Annotated in this window: 24 protein-coding genes and 1 riboswitch; of the genes, 10 read left to right on the top strand and 14 right to left on the bottom strand. The window is 67.7% G+C overall.

Annotated elements, in window-relative coordinates; all coding sequences use genetic code 11:
* Positions 1–15: 15 nt before the first annotated feature.
* From JN531_RS05860 to JN531_RS05905, 10 genes are all read right to left on the bottom strand, one after another.
* On the bottom strand, positions 16–972 hold the full coding sequence (locus JN531_RS05860) for a hypothetical protein (RefSeq protein ID WP_228347925.1): 957 nt from the start codon (positions 970–972) through the stop codon (positions 16–18).
* Positions 959–1,468, bottom strand: coding sequence for a sigma-70 family RNA polymerase sigma factor (locus JN531_RS05865; RefSeq protein ID WP_228349975.1), 510 nt, complete (start codon positions 1,466–1,468; stop codon positions 959–961). The genes JN531_RS05860 and JN531_RS05865 overlap by 14 nt, the downstream gene beginning before the upstream one ends.
* 7 nt (positions 1,469–1,475) lie before the next feature.
* Positions 1,476–3,209 carry a vWA domain-containing protein gene (locus JN531_RS05870; RefSeq protein ID WP_228347926.1) on the bottom strand — a complete coding sequence of 578 codons (1,734 nt, stop codon included), beginning with the start codon at positions 3,207–3,209 and terminating at the stop codon, positions 1,476–1,478.
* Positions 3,210–3,289: 80 nt separating this feature from the next.
* Complete coding sequence (locus tag JN531_RS05875) at positions 3,290–3,940, bottom strand: YceI family protein (protein WP_228347927.1); 651 nt, start codon at positions 3,938–3,940, stop codon at positions 3,290–3,292.
* A 26-nt stretch (positions 3,941–3,966) separates the two neighbouring features.
* Positions 3,967–5,217 carry a methanobactin export MATE transporter MbnM gene (locus JN531_RS05880; protein ID WP_228347928.1) on the bottom strand — a complete coding sequence of 417 codons (1,251 nt, stop codon included), beginning with the start codon at positions 5,215–5,217 and terminating at the stop codon, positions 3,967–3,969.
* On the bottom strand, positions 5,217–6,800 hold the full coding sequence (locus tag JN531_RS05885) for an MbnP family copper-binding protein (protein ID WP_228347929.1): 1,584 nt from the start codon (positions 6,798–6,800) through the stop codon (positions 5,217–5,219). Before JN531_RS05885 ends, JN531_RS05880 begins: the two co-directional genes overlap by 1 nt.
* 16 nt (positions 6,801–6,816) lie before the next feature.
* The gene (locus tag JN531_RS05890; RefSeq protein WP_228347930.1) at positions 6,817–7,725 is read right to left on the bottom strand and encodes a hypothetical protein; all 909 of its coding nucleotides are present in this window, start codon (positions 7,723–7,725) and stop codon (positions 6,817–6,819) included.
* Between the two features lie 60 nt (positions 7,726–7,785).
* Positions 7,786–8,202, bottom strand: coding sequence for a DUF2946 family protein (locus tag JN531_RS05895; protein ID WP_228347931.1), 417 nt, complete (start codon positions 8,200–8,202; stop codon positions 7,786–7,788).
* 34 nt (positions 8,203–8,236) lie between these two features.
* A complete protein-coding gene (rsgA, locus tag JN531_RS05900) occupies positions 8,237–9,133 on the bottom strand; it encodes a GTPase RsgA (RefSeq protein WP_228347932.1) in 897 nt (298 codons plus the stop codon).
* An 82-nt stretch (positions 9,134–9,215) separates the two neighbouring features.
* The gene (locus JN531_RS05905; RefSeq protein ID WP_228347933.1) at positions 9,216–9,593 is read right to left on the bottom strand and encodes a DoxX family protein; all 378 of its coding nucleotides are present in this window, start codon (positions 9,591–9,593) and stop codon (positions 9,216–9,218) included.
* A gap of 329 nt (positions 9,594–9,922) precedes the next feature.
* On the opposite strand from JN531_RS05905, the gene JN531_RS05910 reads away from it, so the two are divergent.
* Together JN531_RS05910 and JN531_RS05915 are read left to right on the top strand one after the other, a co-directional pair.
* Positions 9,923–10,678 carry a nitroreductase family protein gene (locus tag JN531_RS05910; protein ID WP_366522420.1) on the top strand — a complete coding sequence of 252 codons (756 nt, stop codon included), beginning with the start codon at positions 9,923–9,925 and terminating at the stop codon, positions 10,676–10,678.
* Between the two features lie 2 nt (positions 10,679–10,680).
* Entirely contained in the window at positions 10,681–11,373 is a 693-nt protein-coding gene (locus tag JN531_RS05915) for a transglutaminase-like domain-containing protein (protein WP_228347935.1), read from the top strand.
* Here JN531_RS05915 and JN531_RS05920 read toward each other — a convergent pair.
* Positions 11,370–11,561 carry a hypothetical protein gene (locus JN531_RS05920; RefSeq protein WP_228347936.1) on the bottom strand — a complete coding sequence of 64 codons (192 nt, stop codon included), beginning with the start codon at positions 11,559–11,561 and terminating at the stop codon, positions 11,370–11,372. The two genes, JN531_RS05915 and JN531_RS05920, sit on opposite strands and share 4 nt — an antisense overlap.
* Before the next feature lie 152 nt (positions 11,562–11,713).
* A riboswitch (guanidine-I (ykkC/yxkD leader) is annotated at positions 11,714–11,818 on the top strand.
* Between the two features lie 70 nt (positions 11,819–11,888).
* Between JN531_RS05920 and JN531_RS05925 the strand changes: the two genes are divergently transcribed.
* From JN531_RS05925 to uca, 6 genes are all read left to right on the top strand, one after another.
* A complete protein-coding gene (locus JN531_RS05925) occupies positions 11,889–12,995 on the top strand; it encodes a putative urea ABC transporter substrate-binding protein (RefSeq protein WP_228347937.1) in 1,107 nt (368 codons plus the stop codon).
* Positions 12,996–13,004: 9 nt separating this feature from the next.
* On the top strand, positions 13,005–13,823 hold the full coding sequence (locus JN531_RS05930) for an ABC transporter permease (protein ID WP_228347938.1): 819 nt from the start codon (positions 13,005–13,007) through the stop codon (positions 13,821–13,823).
* On the top strand, positions 13,820–14,620 hold the full coding sequence (locus tag JN531_RS05935; RefSeq protein WP_228347939.1) for an ABC transporter ATP-binding protein: 801 nt from the start codon (positions 13,820–13,822) through the stop codon (positions 14,618–14,620). Before JN531_RS05930 ends, JN531_RS05935 begins: the two co-directional genes overlap by 4 nt.
* Positions 14,617–15,327 carry an urea amidolyase associated protein UAAP1 gene (locus tag JN531_RS05940; protein WP_228347940.1) on the top strand — a complete coding sequence of 237 codons (711 nt, stop codon included), beginning with the start codon at positions 14,617–14,619 and terminating at the stop codon, positions 15,325–15,327. The genes JN531_RS05935 and JN531_RS05940 overlap by 4 nt, the downstream gene beginning before the upstream one ends.
* On the top strand, positions 15,327–15,971 hold the full coding sequence (locus JN531_RS05945) for an urea amidolyase associated protein UAAP2 (protein WP_228347941.1): 645 nt from the start codon (positions 15,327–15,329) through the stop codon (positions 15,969–15,971). Before JN531_RS05940 ends, JN531_RS05945 begins: the two co-directional genes overlap by 1 nt.
* Positions 15,972–16,796: 825 nt before the next feature.
* Positions 16,797–20,375 (top strand): urea carboxylase, encoded by a 3,579-nt coding sequence (gene uca, locus JN531_RS05950; RefSeq protein WP_228347942.1) that lies wholly within the window; start codon positions 16,797–16,799, stop codon positions 20,373–20,375.
* A 9-nt stretch (positions 20,376–20,384) separates the two neighbouring features.
* Here the strand turns inward: uca and JN531_RS05955 are convergent, their stop codons facing one another.
* Positions 20,385–21,572, bottom strand: a complete 1,188-nt coding sequence (locus JN531_RS05955) for a hydroxymethylglutaryl-CoA reductase (RefSeq protein WP_436233302.1) — start codon at positions 21,570–21,572, stop codon at positions 20,385–20,387.
* A gap of 86 nt (positions 21,573–21,658) precedes the next feature.
* On the opposite strand from JN531_RS05955, the gene JN531_RS05960 reads away from it, so the two are divergent.
* Positions 21,659–22,594, top strand: coding sequence for an oxidoreductase (locus JN531_RS05960; protein WP_228347944.1), 936 nt, complete (start codon positions 21,659–21,661; stop codon positions 22,592–22,594).
* Between the two features lie 33 nt (positions 22,595–22,627).
* Here JN531_RS05960 and JN531_RS05965 read toward each other — a convergent pair whose 3' ends face one another.
* Complete coding sequence (locus JN531_RS05965; protein ID WP_228347945.1) at positions 22,628–23,224, bottom strand: TIGR00645 family protein; 597 nt, start codon at positions 23,222–23,224, stop codon at positions 22,628–22,630.
* A 55-nt stretch (positions 23,225–23,279) separates the two neighbouring features.
* Positions 23,280–23,732: a DUF2214 family protein gene (locus tag JN531_RS05970; RefSeq protein ID WP_228347946.1), complete on the bottom strand. Its 453-nt coding sequence runs from the start codon at positions 23,730–23,732 to the stop codon at positions 23,280–23,282.
* Between the two features lie 95 nt (positions 23,733–23,827).
* Here JN531_RS05970 and JN531_RS05975 point away from each other — a divergent pair, with 95 nt between their 5' ends.
* A complete protein-coding gene (locus tag JN531_RS05975; protein WP_228347947.1) occupies positions 23,828–24,790 on the top strand; it encodes a DNA ligase in 963 nt (320 codons plus the stop codon).
* The last annotated feature ends 131 nt before the right edge of the window (positions 24,791–24,921 follow it).

A 24,921-nucleotide genomic window follows, 5' to 3' on the forward strand; every position in this document is an offset into this window, starting at 1 on the left:
GCTCCCTGTTTGGTTCTAGCTGCAGCCTTCAACGTAGTACACCCCTGGCGGCACACCCACCCGCCAGCGGCTGACCTGCCCTTGGGCGTCGATCTCGAAAATCAGCCGCGCGGTGCCGCCATCCGGTGGGGTCACCACCCACTCGGCCCCGCCATCCACGTACTTGTGCGGCTGCACCTCGATGCGCCCTTCATGCAGGATGCGCAGGGTCGCCGTGTCATCGCCCACCACACCGCCGCCCGGCGCGGTGTAGCGCGGGGTGTCGATGTCATAACGGGCAAACCGCCCGTCCACCAGCATGAAGGCGATGCCCGGGGGCGCCTGGCGCGGCTCGGGCAGCAGATAGGCGCAGTGGTCCGGTTCGCTGCCGGATTTTTCCAGCGGCCGGCCCCATGAGATGCGTACCGCCTCTTCGTCATCGCCGAAACGGGCCGGGCCGAAGCCGTGATAGCCGATCACCGGCAGTGCCTCGGACCTGGAGGCCATCGGTGCCGGCGCCGACATCAATGCCTGGGGGACCCGCGCCTCCACCTCGGCGCCGGGGCCGGCGCGCTGTTCGGCATCCGCCCGCTCGCGCTTCTGCGACAACGCCATGCGGGTCCGATCGTCGCCGGTCTTGGCGGCGGGCGGTGGAGCGGCGGGTGCAGCCCTATCGGCGACCACGCCTGCCTCGGCCATCGCATCGGCCTGTGCGGGCGCGGCTGGCGGCGCGGTAAACGCCACCTGTGCCTCCGGGGTTTGCCACAGCTGCCAGCCCAACGGCAGGCCGATCACCAGGGTGGCGGCCAGCCCCAGCGGCACCGCCCAGCGACGGCGGGCGCGGCGGCGCGGTGCAGCCGCACGGGCCTGCGCCAGAATCGCGTCGTCCAAGGCTGGTGGCGGGGTTTCACCGCTCTCGGCGCGATAGCGCGCGCGCAGCGGATGATCGCCGTCGAGATAGGTTTGCAGTTCGCGGTCGTCAGGGTCCGTCACCGAGCACCTCCCGCAGTTTGGCCAGCGCGTAGCGCAACCGGCTCTTGACCGTTTCGCGGCCCACGCCCTGGATCGCCGCAATCTGCTCCAGGGTGAGATCCTGCTCTTCGCGCAGCACGATGATCTCGCGCTGTTCCGGCGGCAGGGTCGCCAGCGCCACCAGCAACCGGCCCGCCTGCTGCTGTTGCAGGGCGGCGGTGTCCGGCGCGGCGCTGTCCGGCGCCGCGAGCGTGTCGGGCACGGCTTCGGTGGGCCGGCGGCTGCGATAGTGGTCCATCAGTCGATGATGCGCCAGGGTATAGAGCCACGCCGCAAACGGTGCGTCCGGCCGATAGCGGTCGCGGGCCTGGATCACCTTCTGCCACACATCCTGAAAGGCTTCGCCAGCAAGGTCGGGCGGGCTGATGTGGCGGACAAAGTAGCGGTACAGCGCATCCTTGTGGCGGCGATACAGGCGCTCGAAAGCGCCGGCATCGCCCGCCACCCAGGCCAGCATCAAGGCGCTATCCGCATCGCTCGTCAGAACCGCACTCCCCCTGTTGGCCCGCATCGGCGCGGGTCGGCGTCAGGCTCGCTGCCAACTGCACCAACTGCACGAACTCACCGCGCCAGCCATCGGCATCGTCACCACGCGCGCCGCGCGCCAGTGCCAGCACCGCCCCGGTATCGAAGGCGCCAGTGTAGCGCCCGCCGCGGAGCTGCTGGCCGAAGGCGGCGACAGCAGCGGCGAAGCGGAAGGATTCGCTGGCTGCAGCGAGACTCGATTGCACCTGCTGCCGCGCAATCGGCGTCTCGATCAACCGGCTGTGGGTCTCCCCCGGCTGCTTGTAGCGCAGCCGCAGATGCCCCAGCTCACGATCACCACCGACCACGGCGGGGCGCCCGTAGCGCAGCGGTGCGATCCGCTCGCCGCCGCTGCCGACCAGCGCGATCTCATAAAGGGCGGTGACATTGTGGCCGGCGCCGATGTCGCCGGCATCGACCCGGTCGTTGGCGAAGTCTTCACGATTGAGCGCGCGATTCTCGTAGCCGACGAGGCGGTACTCGGCCACCACCGCCGGGTTGAACTCGACCTGGATCTTCACATCCCGGGCGATGGTGTACAGCGTGCTGGCGCGGCTTGCCACCAGCGCCCGGCGTGCTTCCGCCAGACCGTCAATGTAGTGATAGCTGCCGTTGCCGCGGTCGGCGAGTTGTTCCATCAACTGGTCGTTGTAGTTGCCGGTGCCGAAGCCCAGGGTCGACAGGCCGACCCCGCCTTCTCGCTCGCGCGCCACCAGGTCGGTGAGCTGCTCGAAGTTGACGGTGCCGACATTGAAATCACCGTCGGTAGCCAGCAGCACCCGGTTGATGCCGTCCTTGACGAAGCCCTGACGCGCCATCGCGTAGGCCAGCTCGATACCGGAGGCGCCGTTGGTGCCGCCGCCCGCCTGCAGGCGGTCGAGCGCGGCGTTGAGGGTGGCGGTTTGATCGCCCGCGGTGGGTTCCAGCACCACCCCGGCGTTGCCGGCATAGGTGACCAGACTGATACGGTCGTCCGGCCCCAGTTGCTGCACCAGCAACTTCAGCGACGACACCACCAGCGGCAGCTTGTCGCGGCTGTGCATGGAGCCCGACACATCCACCAGAAACACCAGATTGGCCGGCGGCAGTGCCCCCGACGGCTGCCAGCCCTGCAGCCCGACACGCAGCAGGTGGGTGTCGTCATTCCACGGCGTCGGCGCCACCTCGGTATGCACGCTGAACGGCGTCTCGCGGTCCCGCGGCGGCGCATAGCCGTAGTCGAAGTAGTTGATCAGCTCTTCCACCCGCACCGCATCCTGCGGCGGCAGGCGGCCCTCACGGAGAAAGCGGCGCAGGTTGGAATAGGCACCGGTGTCGACATCGATACTGAAGGTCGACACCGGGGATTCGGCCACCCGCAGCACGCCACCATCGTCGAAGTGCGCGTAGCGCTCGCGATCCGTCGATAACGGCGGTGCCGGCATCGACAACGGCATGCCGTAGGCCATGCGGTCGGCCACCGCGCCTGCAGACTGCAGCCGCTCGACCTTGGACAGCGCCATCGGCGCACGTGACCGGACCTCGGCCTCCGACGCGGGAGCGGGGGCTTGGGCATCCGAGGTCCGGGGCGGTGCCGTGGGTGCCGTCACCGATGCGTCCTGCCGTGCCGTCTGTGCGCAGGCCGTCACCACCAGCAGGGCCGCGCCGGCCCAGATCCATTGTTGCGTCTTCATCGTGCTGCTCCGTTGAGGGGGTTCCCTCTCTACAACGGGGCAGCCAACCGGCTGGGGTTAACGGTGTGCGGCGATGCAGCTCAAGACCCGGTGAAAACCAGCGACACCGTCACCGGCACGCCGCTGCCGATGGCCTGCAGCCCGGCTGCCTGACGCAGGGCATCGATGCCATTGATCAGGCCGAAGCGGGTGGCGTCGACCACCAGCGGCTGCTCACTGGTCACCAGCCAGGTGGTGTCATCCAGCCGCGTCACCCGCAGAACGGCGGGAATGCGATTACTGATGCCGTGCAGGTCCAGCGCCACCTCGGTGGTCAGCCGTTGATGGTCGCCCTGGGCCAGGCGACGCAGCGCCGCGGGGTCCACCGACAGGCGGGCGGTGGCCTGCGCGAACTGACTCGTGTCGAACAGCATGTCGCGCATCCGCTGGTCGCGGATCCCGATGCCGGTGTCCACCGAGTCCAGCATGATCTGCAGGGTGCCCTGACCCTCGGCATCGACCTGCCCCGACAGCTCGCGGAACCGGTGCACCTCGGTGACCGCATTGTTCTTGATCGAGACGAAGCTGAGATGCGATTCGGCGGCGTCGAGACGCCATTCGCCTTCGGACACCGCAGTCGCGGTGGTCGGGGTTGCGGCGGGTGTATCGGCGGAACCCGACGGTGCCGATGGCGAACAACCGACCAGCAGGACAGCGAACAGCAGGGATGCGATGGGGGCGCGGATCATCATGATGCGGATCTCTCCATTCGGGCCGCTCACGGCGGCGGCAGGGTGGAACAGTTGTCGTGCAGGGGAATTCGACCGAAGGGATCGGCGAACCGTTCATCACAGATGAAGCCCCAATCGGTAAGGCTGTCGAGGAAAGCCAGAAGGTCGGAGAGTTCGTTCTCGCTGAGGGTGAAGCCCACCATCAGCGCATCGCGGTAGGGACTGGCGGCGCCATCGCCGGCAAAGGGGCCGGTCTCGATCTTGCGACCACCCGGCGCGTAGTGATCGACGATCACCTCACGCAAGGTGGCGATGCTGCCATCGTGCATGTAGGGGGCGGTCAGCGCGATGTTGCGCAGGGTGGGCGCACGGAACCGGCCCATGTCCGACGGCACGCCGGTGAATTCGTAGAGCCCCAGGTTGTCGGGCGGATAGTTGCCACTGGGCAACGGGTAACCATTGCCCGGGCCGGGAATGTTGTAGAGCCCGGTATTGCGATATTCGATCCCGTCGATCACCGCGCCGTCATGCGTCACCGACTGCGCGAAGTTGAAGCCGCCATGGCAATGAAAACATTCCAGCCGCTCGGAGAAGAACAGCGTTTCCCCGCGCAGGGCGCTCGGCGACATCGCCTCGCGGTCGGGATTGACCAGATGGTAGTAGCGGTCCCGCGGAGCGTTGCCCGACAGCAAGGTCGCGGTGAATGCTGCCAGTGCATTGGCCACATTACCCACCGTGAAGGGATCGGCATCGTCGGGAAACGCCGCTGCGAAGGCGGTCTGCGTCTCGGGATCGTCGCGCAGCCGCGCCAGGATCTCGGCCTCGCGACCCGCCCAGCCCAGCTCCACCGGCGACTCCGCGAACAGCACCGCCAGCGCCTGCTGCCGCAGGTCGCGCAACTGCGGATTCGCCCAGTTCTGGCGGGCGTTGTACACCGCGTTGGCGAGACTCATGGCGTTGCGCGGATGCACGTCGCCGGTGGCGCCGATCGACGTCGTACGACCGTCGGTAAAGGCTTTGCGTTGCTCGTGGCAGCTGCCACAGGACCCCTGGCCGTTGACCGACATGCGCGTGTCGTAGAACAGCCGTCGCCCGAGGGCCACGGTTTCCGTCGTCACTGGAATATCGCCGACCACCCGCGGCTCGGGGAAGCCCGGCGGGGTGTCGAAATCGAAAGCCACCGGCGGTGCCGTCGGCGTGGGCGCGGCCGATCCGCCGCTGCCGCCACACGCCGACAGCACCAGCACTGCGGCCCCGACAAGCACCGCGTTCAGGGGAGAGGTCGACGCCATCGCCATCAGTGCCCCACGCTGAACAGCGCCTGCGGCTGCGCCGGCAGCAGGCTGCCGTTGTACTCGAAGTCCAGCCCCAGCTTCGGCATCACGGTCTGGCATTCAGGATCTGAATTGCCCGACATGCAGCCCGGTGCCGTCATCGGCGTGTTGCTGGCGATGTCGACGTCCGCGAGTACCGCCGCCGGGTCCACCACGATGGCGTGGCCGCTGGCGATATCGGCCAGATCCAGACAGACCTCCGCCACGTGCGGCTGCGCACAGGCCTGGCTCGGCGGCGCCGAGCCGCCCTGACCACCGTTGTCGCACTGGGTACTGCCAACGTGCAGGTTGAAGGGGGTACGTGCGTCATCGGCATCCCCGAGGCCATCGATCTTGAGGAATTTGCGCCCCCCCAACCACGACCAGTTCATCGCCGTCACGTTCAGCGGTGACGGCGCGGTGGCGATGTCGAGGTGATTCAGCGCAAATGGCAGCCCTAAGCTGAAACACATGCGGTCGTAGGTGCCGGCATCGGCCACGCCGTGCAACACCCGTGACACCCGGCGCGCCTCGACGGTTGCATCACAGCCGTTCACCTGACCCAGCAGGGCCACCGTATGGTCATCGTCCTGGTAGACGCTACCGCTGCCGGTGTCGGCCAGGCGTATCCGGGTGCTGCCGCTGGGACCTTCCAGCCGCGGGTCTGCCATGTAGAAGCGATAGTCGCGCAGTTCATAGTCCTGCTGCGCGCCGTTGCCGACGCCCGGGTAGACCGAACCACACAGCGCGGGCTCGCCGTTGACGCGGTAGTCGAACGCCATCGACAGCGTCTGCTCGGCATCGGTGCGCACCTGCAGCGAGGCCAGCATGTTCTGCAGCAGGCGGTCCTGCTGCAACGTGTCGGCCGACAGTGTTGCCATGTTGACTTCGTCGAACCAGCGCTCGTACTGGGCGGTGACGGTGAGCTCGCTGAGGTCGTCCGGGGTTTCGATCACCACCGGGGCGCTGAACGGCAGGGTCACCGTGCGGGTCGCGCCCCGTGCCTCGGCTTCCACGCAGCTGTGCTCGGACGCCGCCAGCGCGGCGGTGTCGTCCAGCCCGAGGGTGGTGGGGTAGTAGCAGGGCGCCACACCGCCGAGCGCACCGTCCACCGGCGACACCGCCACCTGCAGGCCGCAGTAACGGCCGGGCGTCACCCGCAGACTGCCGAGCGAGACCGCCTCACCCCCCACCACGGTGAGCGCACCGTCGGGGGCTTCGCCGCCGTGTCCGCCGTGGGCGAGGGCGCTGCCCAGCGGATTGAACGGTGCCAGCCGCGCCGCCAGCGGCAGGTCGCACGTTTCCAGCGCCACCGGCAGCAGGTTGAGGTAGCCCAGCTGCAGATCGATGCGCATGCCGTCGCTGCGACGGAATTGCACAAAGCTGGCGCCGGTTGGCGTGGATTTGGCCGTGCTGTCCTGATGGTCATGTCTCGGCGTGCCCAAGGGCTGCGCCTTAATGCCGACTTCGATGCCGCCCGTGTTCGAACCGGTCTGGCCGCAAGCGACGAGGCCGGTCATCAACAACGCGGCGGTGACGACCGCCAAAGGATGCTTGAAAAGATTCATGTCGTTATCTCGGAATTCAGAGGTCGTAGGCGAAGCCGAAGCGGACCACGGGATCCTCCTCCTGCACGCCGTTGAGCCGGTCCAGCAGCGGCAGCTGCACCCCAGCGTTGAGGATCAGTTCATCGAATAGGCGCACCGCGGCGCCCGCGAACACCATGGCGAGCGTGCCGCCGGAATCGGGGTCGACCACGCCGGAAAAGCGGTTGCGCTGCGCATAGCGCGCATCGAGCCCAGCCTGAAGTGCCACCGTCTGGGTCACCCCGTACTGGCCGTGGACGCTGGCCACCAAGGCATTTCCGGGGTCGAAGCCCTGCCGGCCGTTGGCAAACTGCAGCCAGGTCACGGTGGCGTTGACGTTCCAGGGAAACCGGTAATAGCCGTACCAGGCACCGACGTTCGGGGCCCAGGCGCCGGCATCCGGCTGCACGTCGATGTCGAGTCGCGCACCACTGCTGTCCCGTACCTGCTCGCTGGTGGGTAGCCGTACACCTGCGCGCACGCCAGCAAGATGTCGTCCGCTAACGGCCCCCTGGCGATAGAGCACCCAGCGGGCGACCAGGTCGGCGTCGCCGAAGCCTTCGGCCTCCTGTCGCGCCAGCGTGTTGTCTTCCAGCGTCTTGCGGACGAAGGGCAGCTGCAACGCCACGGTGACATCCTCGTTGAGGCTGTAGGCGAGCCCCAGCAGCAACCGGGTTTCCTCGGTCTCGCGGGCGTTCACGGTGGGGTCGCCTTGGGACTCCGAGCGGATCAACAGATCGGCACCCACGCGAAAGCGCTGCTCGAACGGCTTTTCGGCACCGAACAGGTTGATGGTGTAGTCACCACATTTGCAGGTGGAACACGCCAAAGCGGCAGAGCTGGCGCCCAGTAGCGCCAGCGAGGTGGCACCGGCCGCCAGGGCCCGGCGCAGGGAAGGGTTCAACATGGAAACTCCCGGACGGCATCGGCCGTCGACTGATCGAAATGCCCCATTCGGGGCGCGAGGTCAGCTCAGGGAGTCGAGGGGCGGGCCACGGGCCTCGAAGGCGTAGCGGGCTGCCAGGGTCGGGGCAGTAACGGAAGCCGGAATGGCCCAGCGCGTAACCGGCCAGGCGGCCTGGTCCAGGGCCGGAATATCACCACCCAGCGCCGGGGCACCATGAACGGCGGCGCACAGATCACAGCCCAGAGCCGCCTGCAGGTCCGCACCCTCCGTCGCCAGCTCGGCCAGCAGCTCGGGCGGCGCGTTCTCGCGCAGCTGCTTCATCAGCGCCGGCGCGGTGGTGCCGCAGAAGGCGAACAGCAACGGGTCGCCCCCCTGCCGCGCCCAGGCACTGGCGTGCGCAGTGGGCATCACCAACTGGGCCAGCAGCGCGAAAACGCTGAGCCAGGTCCAGAACGATGGGCGGGTGCGTGCGGTCACGGGGAATCGGGAGCAAGAAGCGCGCCGAAGTGTATCACCGGCGGCGCCGGCCGCTACGAGACTTGGACGCGACATCCGCTGCCGGCGCCGGTGTTGCCAGCCAGCGGTCGATGCGCTCCGAGGCCGCGCCTGCGCGCACCGCACAACCCGGTTCGTTGCCATGGCTGCAGTTGGCGAACCGGCACCCGTCGGCCAGCGCGACGAGGTCAGCGAAGTCCTCACGTTGTGGCACGGTCGGCATGCGGTGCACCGCCCGCAACCCGGGGGTGTCAACCAGGCAGGCACCCCCTGGCAGCAGACGCAGGCTGCGGGCGGTGGTGGTGTGGCGGCCGAGATCGTCCAGCGCCTGGGTCGCGCCCGTGCGCTGTACTTCGGTCCCCATCAGGGTGTTGGTGAGCGTGGACTTGCCGACGCCGGAAGAACCGAACAGCGCCACCGTCTGGCCGGCCCCCAGCCAGGGCGCCAACAACGACACCGTATCGGGTGCCCGCGCGTTGACGCTGACCACCGGCACGCCACCGCCGAACGCTGCCGTCACCGCCCGGACCTGCGCGTCGGCATCGGGGGCGCGATCCCGTTTGGTCAACACCGCCACCGCCGCGACATCGGCGGCATCCGCCATCTGCCGATAGGGCAGCAGGCCCTCGGCCGAAAAATCGCCATCCAGGCCCATGACCATGAACACGGTGTCGACATTGGCGACCAGGCGTTGCAGACGGCCGTCCTCGCGGTGCCGGCACAGCAGGTTGTGGCGCGGCAGGGCGGCCACCAGCCAGCCGCCATCGTCATCAAACAGGGCCCAGTCGCCCACGGCCAGGCCGTCAGAGGCGGCGCCGAGTTGCTTCAGCAGCGCCGGATGGATGCGCGCGGTACAGGCTGCGACACCGTCGTGCACCCGGTACTCACTGCGATGCTGTTCGATGATCCGCACGGGACGTCCCACCGGTGGGACCCGTGCTGGCCCCCGGTCACCGCGCCAGCCGAGTCGGTCGAGGCCGGGCGACACCCTGTCTTCAGCCGCCACGCGACATCGGCCGGGTGCACCACCACACCAGGTAGAGCAGCCCCACCTGCAGCACCAGCCGCAGCGTCAGCGCCCACTCGGGGACCTGGGGGAACAGCTGCGGGTTCTGCCACATGTGGATATTGGCCAGCGAAACCGCACAGATCAGCAGCATCAGCAGAATCCCGACCGTCGGCCGCCAACGGGGCCGCCACAGCGCGGCAGCGAGTATCAGCTCGATGACACCACTGACCCACACCACTTCCCGGGGGAAGGGGATGTAAGGCGGCACGATCGCGACGAAGAAGTCGACCGCCACGAAATGGCCGATGCCGCCGACCACGAAGAACAGGGTGACGAACGCCAGGCCCACGGTTTTGCCGGTCATCGGATCACATCGCTGCTAGGGAGGCCCCATTGTAGACACCGGCGAGTCGTCGTCACCGCTGGCACAATCCCCCCTCTGCTTTCCGCCGAAGAGTTGCCATGCCCCGCGCCCCTGCCAAACGTACTGCCAAACCGGCTGCCAAGTCCCCCGCGTCCGCCGGGAAGGCGCCCGCCGCACCGAAGGCGCCCCGCAAGGCAGCGCCACGCACCGCCACGACGGCCAAGGCTGCGGCACCGAAGCCCAAGCGGGCTGCCACCCGGCCGGCCAGGAAGGTATCCGCGAAAGCCACCGCCACCGCGCCACTGCCGAACCAGGTGCCGGAGCCAGCCGTGTTCTTCGACAAACCGACCCGCTACCGCGAGCCGAAGCCGCCGAAAATTGATGTCGAGGCTTTCCGGCAGACCGTGATCACCCGCCGTTCGGTGCGCAAGTTCACCGACAAGCCGATACCCAAGGCTGTTCTCGATGACTGTCTCGACATGGCGATGCTGGCGCCGAATTCCTCGAACCTGCAGCCGTGGGATTTCTACGTCATTCGCACACCGTCGGTGCGCAAACAGATGGTCGCCGCCTGCATGGGCCAGAACGCTGCCGGCACCGCGCAGGAACTGATCGCGGTGGTCGCCCGCACCGGCACTTACCTCGATCACGCGCGCCTGAATGTGCAGCAGTGGCCGGGCGGCCAGGCGGCACCCAAAGTGTGGAAGGACTACTACCAGAAGCTGGTGCCGGTGCTCTACACGCAGGGGCCGCTGAACAGTCTGGGGCTGCTGAAGAAGGGCGTGGCGTCGGTTTATGGGCGCTTCCGCCCGGCGCCGCGCGGCCCGTTCAGCCATGCGGAGATGAAGGTGTGGGCGGTCAAGAGTGCCGCGCTGGCGGCGGAAAACCTGATGCTCGCGTTCCGCGCCCATGGTTTCGACACCTGCCCGATGGAAGGCTTTGACGAAGCGCGCGTCAACAAGCTACTGAAGCTGCCGGCCGACGGCACGGTGATCATGATCATCGGCGCCGGCGAGCGCGCCGAAGACGGCATCTACTACCCGCAGATGCGCTTTGATCGCCGCCGCTTCATCCACGAGGTATGAGCGTGGCCGAGACCGTCGCGTCGATGGCTCCGTTTTTGACGGCCGGCCCCACAGTCGACGCGGATCATCCGGCAGTCGTCGATTTTGCCCGCGAGGCGGCGGGCGAAGGGGATCCGCAGGCGCAGGCGGTGGCACTCTACTACGCCGTGCGCGACGGCTTTCGCTACGACCCCTATGCCATCGACCTCAGCGTCGAGGGCCTGCGTGCCAGCACCGTACTGGCCAAGGGCCACGGCTGGTGCGTCAGCAAGGCCGCCCTGCTGGCAGCCGCCTGTCGTGCAGTCGGCATTCCGGCCCGGCTGGGTTTTGCTGATGTCCGCAACCACCTGTCGACAGCGCGCCTGCGCGAAACGCTGAAGACCGACATCTTCTACTGGCACGGCTACACCGCCATCCTGCTGCACGGCCAGTGGGTGAAGGCCACCCCGGCGTTCAACATCGAGCTGACCGAACGCTTCCGGCTCAAGCCGCTGGAGTTCGACGGCCGCGAGGACTCGATCTATCACCCCTTCGATCTCGACGGCCGGGCGCACATGGAGTACCTGCATTTCCGGGGTGAGTTCGCCGAGATTCCGGTGGCCGAGATGCGCGCCGACTTCGCCCGCCTCTACCCCGACATGGCCCTGGCCGGGGCAGCCGACTTCGACGCCGACGTGCGCGCTGAAACGACTGCGAATACCCGCGCGGGGCCTTAGGGCGGGGACGGCGAAGGCGTCACCAGCTCGATCACCACGTAGGGTCGCTCGGGCGGCGGCGGCACCTGCGCCCGCAGCCAGCGGATGCCCGCGTACAGCCCCCAGGCCAGCAACAGGTGCAACAGCAATGCCACGACCAGGTGGCGGCGCAACCACGGCAACGGCTGGCGGAAGGCGGATTTCGACACGGGTATCGGCGCGTTCGGACGTGCGGGCCTGGCATGGTACGGCGGTCGCCGCAGCCGCGTGCGGCGGGGCCGGCGCTGCGCCTGGCACGATTCTGGCTGGGACTGTCGTGAGCGGGCGTTGCACAGTCCCTGGCTTATGAGACACAGTGTCACCAATGGTTGACTAGGGTTCCGGTCCGCGGCATGCGGATGGCTGGACCGAGAGTCGGCGACCTCCGGCAACGGGGGTTACACGGCGGGATAAAAGCCCGGGAGATCACAGGTTCTGTTGCTGTGAGTCGTCCGCCGCCGTTTGCCGCTCCCGCCTGATCAATGAGGTCAACCATCATGTTCTCCCAATCCCGTCTTGCCGCATCCGCCGCCGCCCTGCTGGCGATCGCCGCCGTTGTCGGCTGCACCAAAAAGGACGAGGCCGCCGCACCCGAACCGGTCGCTGCCGTTGCCAAACCCGAATTCAAGGTCTGCTGGACCATCTACGCCGGCTGGATGCCATGGGAATACGGCGGCACCCAGGGCATCGTCAGCAAATGGGCCGACAAGTACGGCATCGACATCGACGTGGTGCAGATCAACGACTACGTCGAGTCCATCAACCAGTACACCGCCGGCGCCTTCGACGGCTGCACCATGACCAACATGGATGCCCTCACCATTCCCGCCGCTGGCGGCGTCGACAGCACCGCGCTGGTGGTGGGTGACTTCTCCAACGGCAACGACGGCATCGTGCTCAAGGGCAGCGGCAAGTCGCTGGCCGATCTCAAGGGCCTGCCGGTGAATCTGGTGGAACTCTCGGTGTCGCACTACCTGCTGGCGCGCGGGCTGGAAACCGTCGGCCTGGCCGAGCGTGACCTGCAAGTGGTGAACACGTCCGATGCCGACATCGTCGCCGCGTTCGCGACGCCGGACGTCAAGGCCGCGGTCACCTGGAACCCGCTGCTGGCCGAAATCACCGCCATGTCGGACACCACCCAAGTGTTCGACTCCAGCCAGATTCCCGGCGAGATCATCGACCTGATGGTGGTCAACACCGCCACCCTGGCAGCGCACCCCGAGCTGGGCAAGGCGCTCACCGGGGCCTGGTACGAGATCATGTCGATCATGTCGGCCGACAGCGACGCCGGCGTCGCCGCACGCACCCATATGGCACAGGCCTCCGGCACCGACCTTGCCGGCTACGAAGCGCAGCTGGCCGCCACCCGCATGTTCTACCAGCCCGCCGACGCACTGGCCTTCGTCACCAGTGCTGAACTGCCGGCAACGATGGAGAAGGTGGCCGCGTTCTCCTTCACCCACGGCCTGCTCGGCGAAGGTGCTGCGGATGCCGGCGCGGTCGGCATGGCCTACCCCGGCGACATCACCACCGGCAACGCCGAGAACATCAAGCTGCGCTACACCGACACCTTCCTCAAGCTGGCTGTCGACGGCGCGTTGTAAGCCCGCACCATGCGGCTGATCAACCAGATTCCGGCCCGGGGGGCGCGGCTGTCGCTGGCCGCGCTGCCCTTCCTGTTGCTGCTGCTGGCCTATGCCTTCGGCTCCAGTCAGCGGCTGGCGGACAACCCCGACGACAAGCTGCTGCCCAGCGCCGGGCAGATGGCCGATGCGGTCGGTCGCATGGCTTTCGCCGAAGACCCCCGCAGCGGCGACGTGCTGTGGTGGAAGGACACCGGCGCCAGCCTGCAACGGCTGGCACTGGGCCTGAGCATCAGTGCGGTGCTGGGTCTGGTGCTGGGCGTGGCTGCCGGCGCGGTGCCGCTGCTGGGCGCGCCACTGACGCCGGTGGTGACGGTGGTGTCGATGATCCCGCCGCTGGCGGTGCTGCCGATCCTGTTCATCGTGTTCGGGCTCGGCGAGCTGGCCAAGGTGATGCTCATCATCGTCGGGGTGGCGCCCTGCATCGCACGGGACATCGAAGGCCACGCCCGACAGATTCCCCGCGAGATGCTGATCAAGGCACAAACGCTCGGCGCCAATACCTGGACGGTGATTCTGCGGGTGGTGCTACCGCAGCTGATGCCCCGGCTGCTGATCTCGCTGCGGCTGTTGCTCGGCTCGGCCTGGTTGTTCCTGATCTCGGCCGAGGCCATCGCCTCGACCGACGGGCTCGGCTACCGCATCTTTCTGATGCGCCGCTATCTGGCGATGGACGTGATTCTGCCTTACGTGGCCTGGATCACCCTGCTCGCCTGGCTGATGGATCTCGGGCTGCGCAGAACGTCGCTGCTGCTGTTCCCCTGGTTCGACGACGGGCGTCGCGCATGAGCTTTTTGCAGATCGACCATGTGTGGCAGACCTACGGCGACACCACCGTGCTCGAAGACCTGTCGCTGTCGATCACCGAGGGCGAGTTCTGCTCGCTGGTCGGCGCCTCCGGTTGCGGCAAGTCGACCTTCCTGCGGCTGCTGCTGGGGCAGGAACGCGCCAGCCGGGGTCGCATCCTGCTCGACGGCACACCGATTCCGCCCGAGCCCGACGCCAGTCGCGGTGTGGTGTTTCAGCGCTATTCGGTATTTCCGCATCTGAGCGTGCGCGACAACGTGCTGGCCGCCTTCGAACTGCGGGCGGCCCCGTTCACGGGGCGGCTGTTCGGGGGCACGCGGCGCGCCGCACGTGAGGAGGCCGATGCCATGCTCGAGGCAGTCGGGCTCGGAGCCGCGCGCGATCGCTATCCGGCGGCGCTGTCCGGCGGCATGCAACAGCGCCTGGCCATTGCCCAGGCACTGGTGATGAAGCCCCGGGTACTGCTGCTCGACGAACCCTTTGGCGCGCTGGACCCGGGCATCCGCAAGGACATGCATGCCCTGTTGCTCGCTCTCTGGCGCCAGACCGGGCTCACCGTATTCATGGTCACCCACGACCTCAGCGAGGGCTTCACCCTGGGGACGCGTCTGCTGGTGTTCGACAAGCTGCGTCACGACCCGCAGCACCCCAGCGCCTATGGCGCACGCATCACCTACGACATCCCGCTCAATGCCGATCGTGCCGCAGCGCGCAGCACGCTACCCGACATCGCCGAGATCATCCGACCGTCACCGCTCACCGAGGACGCCGTTGCATGAGACTGCTGTATGACGAAATCCTTCCCGGCGGCGGGCACTGGTCCGCCATCCTCCGCCGAGGACGCTGCCTGCGGGTCACCGATCCGGAAGGGGGCGCCAATGTCGCCTTGCTGGCGTTCAATGCGGCGGAAAAAAGTGAGCGGCTGAACCTGCCGGACTCGCTCAAATGCCAACACACCGCTCGCTTCACCGCCGGTCACTGTCTGTACTCGGACATGGGCCATGTGCTGCTCTGTGTGACCGCCGACAGCGCCGGCTGGCATGACCCGATTGGCGGCATCAGCACTGCCGACGAGGTCCGGACGCGTTATGGCGAGGGCAACTACCAAACCCTGCGCAACGGCTTTCACCGCAATGGCCGCGACAATCTGCTGGTAGAACTGGGCAAGTGGGGGCTGGGCCCGGCCGACCTGGTGATGAACCTCAACCTGTTCAGTCGCCTCGATGCCGGCGCCGATGGCGAGCTGCGCTGGCAGCCGCAACTTTCGCCCGCCGGCGCGCATGTCGACCTGTTCGCACCGATGGACACGCTGGTGGTCCTGACCGCCCTGCAGCATCCGATGGATCCGGCCACCACCTACGCGCCGAAGCCGGTGCAGCTTGGCGTGTACGCCGTTGACGACACCACCGCCGCCACTGCGGCCTGTCGCAGCGCCCGGCCGGAAAACGGTCGCGGCCTGATGCTCACCGAACGGTTGTACCTCTGATGCCCACCCACGTTCTCACCGAGAGTCCGCGCCGTGTCGCCGACGCCGTCCACCGCCAAGTGGTCGCTGCTGGCGATGCCTGGATGGGCACCCTGAAGGCCGGACAGACCTTCCGCATCCTCGACCTCGAAGGCAACCAGGCCGTCGATACCCTCTTCTTCAATGCCGACGATCCCGGCGAGCGCTATGACCCCCAGCGCACGCTGCGCCAGCAGGGCCGGGTCTATCTCAGTACCGGGTCGGTGCTGATGTCGAATCTCGGCCGTCCGCTACTGGAGATCACTGCCGACACCTGTGGTCGTCATGACACCCTCGGCGGCGCCTGCGCCCAGGAAAGCAACATGGTGCGCTATGCCCTCGATACCCGGCACATGCATTCCTGCCGCGACAGTTTCCTGCGCGCCATCGCCAATGACGGCCGCCTCGGCAAACGCGACCTCGGCGCCAACATCAACTTCTTCATGAACGTCCCCGTCACCGCCGACGGCGGACTGTGCTTCGCCGACGGTGTTTCGGCGCCGGGCAAGTACGTGGAGATGGTGGCGGCGATGAACATTCTGGTGCTGATCTCGAACTGCCCGCAGCTGAACAATCCCTGCAATGCCTACAACCCGACGCCGGTTGAACTGTTGGTGTGGGACTAGGGGGGTGGTAAATGACGTTGTCGAAACGTGTTATTCACATGCCAGCAATGGTTTCGCCCCGCTGGGCGAGGCACCTTTCTTTGCTTGTGCAAAGAAACGTCCCCCAAAGAAAGCACACCCCAAGGCGTGGACTGCGGATACATCGTGGTGCTGGCCATCCTGGCGAGCCGTCGGTGCACGAGCCAACCCCAGCCCGTCAGCGAGCGATGCTCGCAAAGCGACGGGGTTCACCCTGCGCTGCTCACGTGCTCGGGGTCGGTCTGAGACGACATCCCTGTCGTCGCATCCCTCAGCCGGACATCGTGTCCGGCTGCCCCCTGTGCGCGCTGCGCTGCTCGGTCCACGCCAAGGGGCCCCAGAAGCGAAAAGCGTCCCGGTCCGGTCGTTGTGGCTTTTCGTCCCGTTAGAGGGCGCCGGACGGTCTGACGAGCGCAGGGGAGCGCGGGACACGATGTCCCGCTCAGGGCCATCGCGGCAGGAGCCGCTTTGGCCCGGCCCCGAGCACGGCAGAGCGGCCGGGGACCGGCGCAGCCGGCGCCCTCTCCGGGTGCCCTTTCTTTTCGCCTCTTTTCTTTGGGCACGCAAAGAAAAGGGGCTCGCCCAGCAGGGCGAAACCACTGCAACCGAAATACGTAAGCGTGTCGACGGAGTCCCGCGCTGTGAGTCGACGCCGTTGCTTAGTTGTACCGCCAAGGCACCTTGGTACTGCCCATCGTGGCGACCTCTCCTCGCGAATCCCTTACGGCCACGGCCCCGATGCCGGCGCGCCGCCGCTCGTAAGCAGCGCTCGCCGAGCAGCGAAGCTCACTCAATAGCCCGGTCTCCATGTTCTCCACCGTCCTGATCGCCAACCGCGGTGCCATCGCCACCCGCATCCTCCGCAGCCTTGAAGCCCTCGGCATCAACGGGATCGCGGTGTATCACGAGGCCGATCTGGCCAGCCTGCATGTGGCCCGCGCCCAGCAGGCGGTCAGCCTCGGTGAGGGCACCGCGGCCGACACCTATCTCGACGCCGACCGCCTGCTGGCCGTGGCGCAGCAGACCGGCGCGCAGGCGATCCACCCCGGCTACGGGTTCCTGTCCGAAAACGCTGACTTCGCCGAGGCCTGCGAGGCGGCCGGCATCGGCTTCCTCGGGCCGACACCCCAACAGATGCGGCAGTTCGGCCTCAAGCACACGGCGCGGGCGCTGGCCGAAGCGGCCGGCCTGCCGCTGCTACCGGGGACCGGTCTGCTCGACACGATCGCACAGGCCCAGGCCGCAGCGGCGACGATCGGCTATCCGGTGATGCTCAAGAGCACCGCTGGCGGTGGCGGTATCGGCATGCGGGTCTGTGTGGATGCCGAAGACCTGGCGCGCCAGTTCGACGCCGTGCGACAACTGGGGCAGAAACAGTTCCGCGACGACGGCGTGTTTCTGGAGAAGTACATCGCCCGAGCACGTCATCTGGAAGTGCAGATCTTTGGCGACGGCGACGGCGGGGTAATCGCTCTCGGCGAGCGCGACTGCTCGGTGCAGCGCCGCAACCAGAAAGTGATCGAGGAAGCCCCGGCGCCCAACCTGGACCCCACCATCCGCGCTGCGCTGCACACCGCCGCCGTGCGCCTCGCCCAATCCGTCAATTACCGTTCTGCCGGCACGGTCGAGTTCGTCTACGACTGTGACGCCGGGCAGTTCTATTTTCTCGAGGTCAACACCCGGTTGCAGGTCGAACACGGTGTCACCGAACAGGTGTACGGCGTCGATCTGGTGCGCTGGATGATCGAACTGGGGGCCGGCACGCTACCGTCGTTGGATGCACTGGCAGCGACGCTGCGGCCCGAGGGACATGCGATCCAGGCGCGGCTCTACGCGGAGGATCCCGGCAAGGATTTCCAGCCCAGCCCCGGCCTGCTCACCGAGGTGGTCTTGCCGCCGTCCGACGGTCGTGCGCTGCGGGTCGACACCTGGGTGCAGGCGGGGGTCGAGGTGCCGCCGCTGTTCGACCCGATGATCGCCAAGCTGATCGCCTGGGCGCCGGACCGTGACGGAGCCCGCGTCCGGCTGGATGCTGCGCTGACGCAGACCCGGCTTTACGGCGTGGAAACCAATCGCCTCTATCTGCAGCAGATTCTCGGCTACGCCGCCTTCGCCGAGGGCCGCGCCTGGACCCGCTGCCTGCAGGATCTGCCCTACCGTGCGCCCACCGTCGACGTGGTCCGCGCCGGCACCCAGACCACGGTGCAGGACCTGCCCGGCCGTCTCGGCTATTGGGCCGTGGGCATTCCGCCTTCGGGGCCGATGGACAGCCGCAGCCTGCGCGACGGCAACCGCCTGCTTGGCAACCCGGAGACGGCACCGGCGCTGGAGATCACGCTGGCCGGCCCGGCCCTGCGGTTCAATGCCGCCACCACCGTGGTGGTGACCGGCGCCACCCTGCCGCTGCTGCGCGACGGTGATCCGGTGCCGATGTACACGCCGGTCACCATCGCGGCCGGTGCCACGCTCGACATCGGCGCCGTCGCCGGTGCCGGGGCCCGCGCCTACCTCTGCGTGCAGGGCGGCTTCGCGGTTCCCCACTATCTCGGTTCGGCGAGCACCTTCACCCTCGGTCAGTTCGGCGGCCACGCCGGGCGGGCGCTGCGGGTGGGCGATGTATTGCATCTGGCCGACGCCCGTGCGACGACAGCGCCCGCATCCACCGGGTCTCCGGTGGCGGCACTTGAGCTGCCGCCGGTGCGGCAATTGCGGGTGATGATCGGCCCGCATGCCGCGCCCGACTTCCTCACGCCCGCTGGCCTCGACACCTTTCTCGCCAGCGAGTGGACGGTGCACTTCAATTCGTCGCGCACCGGCATCCGCCTGATCGGACCGAAGCCGGACTGGGCCCGCGCGCATGGCGGCGAAGCCGGGCTGCACCCTTCAAACATCCACGACAATGCCTACGCCATTGGCGCCGTCGATTTCACCGGCGACATGCCGGTGATTCTCGGGCCCGATGGCCCCAGCCTGGGGGGCTTCGTCTGCCCGGTGACGGTGATCGAAGCCGATCTCTGGCAGCTCGGGCAGCTCAAGGCGGGTGACCGTCTGCGCTTCCTGCCGGTGGCTATGGCCGAAGCCCGCGCCATCATCACCGGCACCCGCACCGACGCTCCGACCCCGATGGGCGCTGACGCTGCGGTGGTGCTCGACGTGGGCACTGGCGCCACCCGCCTGGTCGCGCGCCTGGCGGGCGATACCCATCTGCTGCTGGAGTTCGGCCCCCCGGAGATCGACCTTGCCACCCGATTCCGCGGCGATGCCCTGATGACCGCGCTGGAGGCGGCGGCACTACCAGGCATCATCGATCTCACCCCCGGCATCCGCAGTCTGCAGCTGCACCGTCGCCCCGAAGCGATGCCGCTGGCGGCGCTGCTGGACACGGTGAAAGCCGAGTGGTTGCGCGTCTGTGCCGCCGACACGCTGCGCCTGCCCTCGCGTATCGTGCACCTGCCGCTGTCATGGGACGACCCCAGCACCCGGCTGGCGATCGAGAAGTACCAGACCACCGTGCGCCCGGGCGCGCCCTGGTGCCCCAGCAATCTCGAGTTCATCCGCCGCATCAACGGTCTCGACAGCATCGAAGCGGTGAAGCGCATCGTCTTCGATGCCCACTATCTGGTCATGGGCCTCGGCGACGTCTATCTCGGCGCACCGGTGGCCACGCCGCTGGACCCGCGGCATCGGCTGGTCACCACCAAGTACAACCCGGCGCGCACCTGGACCCCGGAAAACGCGGTCGGCATCGGCGGCGCCTATCTTTGCGTCTACGGGATGGAAGGTCCGGGCGGCTACCAGTTCGTCGGCCGCACCCTGCAGATGTGGAACCGTCACCAGGCCATCCCGGCATTCCACGGTCAGCCGTATCTGTTGCGCTTCTTCGATCAGATCCGTTTCTTCGAGGTCAGCGCCGACGAGCTGACGCAGATCCGTCGCGCGTTTCCGCTGGGGCGCTATCCGCTGCGGATCGAGGAGACCACCCTCGATCTCGCCGACTATCAGCAGTTCCTGACGACCGAAGCCGCCAGCATCGCGGCATTTCGTCAGTGCCAGCAGGCTGCCTTCGAAGCCGAGCGCGCCGATTGGGCCGCCAATGGCCACGACCGCTTCGAGCTGCCCGCGGAAACGCCGGCACCCGCGGACGGTGATGAGGTGGTGGCGGTCGGTGACACCGGCGTCTACAGCCCGGTCGCCGGCAATCTCTGGCAGATGCGCGTTGCGCCGGGCGAGACCGTCGCTGCGGGGCAGGTGCTGGCGGTGATCGAGGCCATGAAAATGGAAATTCAGGTCACCGCCGCCGCCGCCGGCACTGTGTCACGTACCTGGACACAGCCCGGGCGAGCGGTGAGGACCGGCCAGCTGCTGGTCAGCCTCAGCGCCGGCTGAGCATCACCGTCAGCGATTGCGCCCATAGCGGTCGTGGCTGGTCACCCAGTCACCGGCAATCACGGCGCAGCTCAGCGAAATATCGCCGGCCAGCACCACGCCGCCACAGATCTCGGCGAACTTGTGGGACTTGTCACGCCCGTGGCAGCCGAGCATCTCCAGGCCCTCGCGCTGGGTGGCGAGGCCGGTGCCACCGCCGTGCGTGGCCACGATCAAGGAGGTCAGGGTCACCGACCAGTAGTAGTCGCCGTTGTCGAGCAACTGGCAGTAGGTGGTGGCGGCATGGGATTCCGACACGTTGGCCACGTCCTGGCCGGTGGCGATGAACAGCGCGGTGAGGCCGTTGGCGGCATGCGCGCCGTTGTTGGCCGAACCGGCGATGAAGGCACCGGCCTGGGAGATCTGCCGCACCCGGAACAGTTCCGCCGTGGTGGTCCCCATGATGCGCTCCACCGCCTCGGCCTTGAGCGTGCATTCCGCCACCACCCGTTTGCCACGGGTCAGCAGCGTGTTGATCTGGGAGTGCTTCTTGTCGGTGTCGATGTTGCCGGAGAGCACGAATGCCGGATGGTCGGGATGCTGATCGCGAATCCATTCACAGGCGGCCAGGGTGGCCTTGCTGACCATGTTCTGGCCGGCGGCGTCCCCGGTGGTGAAGTTGAAGCGCAGATAACGCAGCGGGCCGATCGCGAACTGCATGATGTCGCGTAGCCGGCCGGAACGGGTGGTGGCCTCGGCCGCCGCCCGGATGCCGTCCATGTTGTCGACCACCCAGCGTCCGAACTGGCGGGCGGCCAGGGCGTCGGGGAAGGTGAACACCGGCGAGCGCTGCATGGCCTCGTCGACCACCGTCGCGCGCACGCCGCCGCATTCCGCCAGCAGGCGCATGCCGCGGTTGTAGCTGGCCACCAGGGTGCCTTCGGTGGTGGCCATGGGCACATAGAAGTCGCCCTGCGCATGCTCGCCGATCATCCGCAACGGCCCGGCCAGGCCCACGGGCACCTGTGCCACGCCGGTGAAATGCTCGATGTTGCCGGGTAGCTGGTCGGTCGCCTGCGAAAACTGCCCCATGTGATGAAGTTCGACACCGGTCTGCTCGCGCACGAAGTCGCGCCGGCGGGCGGCGGCCTCCGGGCTGTAGTCGTTGTCGGTATCGCGGGGAATCCGGCGGCGGGGTTCGGTGGGGGTCATCGGCATCCTCCAGGGTTTTCGGCAGTGTAACGGCCCGCGAACCGCCCTCGTTTGGCGCTAAGCTGCGGCCTTCGCATCGGGGGAGCTTTCCCATGGCACGCTGGAGCATCGACGACATTCCTGATCAGAGCGGCCGCGTCGCGCTCATCACCGGCGCCAACAGCGGGCTCGGCCTGCACTCGGCGACAGCCCTGGCACGCAAGGGCGCCACCGTGGTGATGGCCTGCCGCTCGCTTGACCGCGCCGAGGCGGCACGCCGGCAGGTACTCGATGCCGCACCCGAGGCCACCGTGGAACTGCTGCAGGCCGACATGAGCGATCTCGCCTCGGTGGCAGCGATGGCGGATGCCTTCAGCCAGGGCCACGCGCGCCTCGACATCCTGATGCACAACGCCGGCGTCGCCGCGCCACCGCTGACCCGCACTGCGGCCGGCCACGAGCTGCAGTTCGCCACCAACACCCTGGCGCCCTTCGCCCTCACCGGCCACCTGTTGCCGCGGCTGCAGGCCACGGCGGGCAGCCGCGTGGTCAACGTCGCCAGCCTCGCCCACACCTTTGGCGACCTGGATATCGACGATCTCGACTGGCAGCGCCGTCGGTACAAGGAATGGCCCGCCTATGGCGCCACCAAGCTGGCACTGCTGCTGTTCACCTATGAACTGCAGCGGCGGCTGGTGGCCGCCGGGCTGCCGACGGCCAGCGTCGCCGCGCATCCGGGGTACGCCATTACCAACCTGCCGGCCAGCGGTGGCATGAAGCTCACCCGCACCTGGTTGGGGCGCAAGGCTTTGGCCCTGGGGGATCTGCTGTTGGCGCAGCCGGGCGAACAGGGCGCCCTGTGTCAGCTCTATGCCGCCACCGCCACCGACGTCCAGGGCGGCGACTACATCGGCCCCGACGGCTTCAAGGAGCTCAAGGGCTTTCCGCGCAAGGTGACGTCACGGCCGGCCACCCACAACCGCGCGCTGGCGCGGCAGCTGTGGGAACGGCTCGGCACGCTGTCCGGCGTCCACTACCTGGAAGGCTGACCCCGCCGGCGCGCGGTCGCCGTCACGCCGACGTCAGTGCGCGACCTTGTGTCGGGCGTTGGCGGTGGCCTGCTGCATCAACCGATCGGTCCAGGCAATGCCGAGCGCCGAGATGATGAAGATCATGTGGATGATGGTCTGCCACATGACGCCGGCTTCGGTGGTGTTGGTGCACTTCACCCCGGCCGCCACTTCGGCACACAGCGGCAGCGCGCCCAACGCACCCGCCTCGATGAAGGTCTTCAGCAGGTGGATCGAGGAAATACCGATGATCGCCATCGCCAGCTTCACCTTCAGCACCGAGGCGTTGACGTGGCTCAGCCATTCCGGCTGGTCCGGGTGGTTTTCCAGCCGCAGCCGCGAGACGAAGGTTTCATAGCCGCCGACGATCACCATCACCAGCAGATTGGAGATCATCACCACGTCGATCAGTGCCAGCACAATGAGCATGACCTCCTGCTCACCCAGCTCGAAGGCGCCGTGGATGAGGTGCCACAGCTCCTTGACGAACAGCACCACGTACACGCACTGGGCCAGGATCAGCCCCAGATACAGCGGCAACTGCAGCCAGCGTGAGGAAAAGATCAGGGCGGGCAGCGGCCCCAGGGCCTTGGGTGCATCAATCGACATGAATAAACCTTCCACGGTGCGGAGCGCCGCGGATTATAGGCCCAGACCATGACCGTCAGCTGCCGCCGTAGCCTTTCGCCACCAGCGTGATCAACAGCGCGATCAGGCTGATCAGGGTGAGCTGGATATGGACCCAGGGTGCGGTCTTGCGGATGGCAGCGGCATCCGGCAACACATCGTGCTGCGTCAGCGCCCGAGACCAGCGGCGGAATCGCAGGGTGGGCACCAGCGACACCGCGAAGGCGATGACGAAGGCGGTGATGACGCCGTGCATCAACCCGTTGCTCCAGTAGTAATCCGGCCCCTTGCCGCCGTGGTACATGCGCAGCAGCCCGGTCACCAGTACCGCAACGGCGGCGATGCCGTAGAACAGGTCCACCCGCGGCAACAACCGCACGCTGTCACGGCTCACCGGCAGCCGCAGCACGTACAGCTCGGCGACCGCGCCGCCGGCCATCATCAACATGGCGATGTAGTGCAGCCAGGGCAGAAACACGGTGCTGAGCATGGCGGACCTCCTCGTGGGCGTTGGCCGCAGTGTACTGTCCCCGACCGCCACCGCTGTAGTACGGTGAAGTGCGTCTGGATCAGGAGTGAACCCACATGGACCGTGCCCGGCGGCGACTGCCCCACCTTCTTGTCAGTCTGCTACTGGTGTTGCTGTTGCCGGCAGCACGGGCCGACCCGCCGGCACTGACCCGCGCATCGGTCTATGACGACCATGCCCGACTGCCGATCGATCAGTACTGGGTCAGCGAAAAATATGATGGCGTCCGCGGCTACTGGGACGGACAACGCCTCTACACCCGCCAGGGGTACCCCATCGACACGCCACCATGGTTCACCGCCGGCTGGCCCGACGACCTGCCGCTGGACGGCGAACTGTGGATTGGCCGCGGCCGCTTCGCCGAGGTCAGCGGCATTGTCCGCACCCATCCACCGACGGATGATGACTGGCGCCGGGTGCAGTACCGCGTGTTCGATCTGCCCGACACCGCCGGCCCGTTCGATACCCGGCTGCAGGTCCTGCAACAGCGGTTGGCCGCACTGGCGATTCCCTGGTTACAGCCGGTCCCGCAGTTCCGGGTCGCCGACGAGGTCATGCTGATGGCGCGACTGGAAGCCGTGGTCGACGCTGGCGGCGAGGGGCTGATGCTGCATCATCAGGCAGCGACCTATCACACCGTGCGCAACCACGATCTGATCAAGCTTAAACCCTATCGCGATGCCGAGGCCCGGGTGGTCGCGCACCATGGTGGTGAAGGCCGGCTGCGCGGCCTGATGGGCGCCATGACGGTGGAAACCCCGGAGGGCCGCCGGTTCCGGATCGGCTCCGGCTTCAGCGATGCCGAGCGGGCCGACCCCCCCGCCATCGGCAGTTGGATCACCTATCGCTACAGCGGCCTCACCGCCACCGGGCTACCGCGGTTTGCCCGCTTCCTTCGGATACGGCCCGAAGGACCGCCACCGGCGCCGTCAGCGGATCGGTCGGCGCCAGCAGGGCCTCAAGCGCCCGCCGCAACTGTGGACAAGCGGTGCGGTCGCGAATGCGCCATAGCGGACTGACGTCGCCCGTCTCCGGCCACGCCGCCAGCGCCTCGGTTCCGATCGGTGTCAGCGCCGAACCGATGGCGGCCGCTGGCGCCGTGATGGCGGTATACCGGTGATGATGCAGGTCAAGATCGATACAGGCCTGT

This window comes from Flagellatimonas centrodinii (assembly GCF_016918765.2).
Lineage (GTDB): Bacteria > Pseudomonadota > Gammaproteobacteria > Nevskiales > Nevskiaceae > Polycyclovorans > Polycyclovorans centrodinii.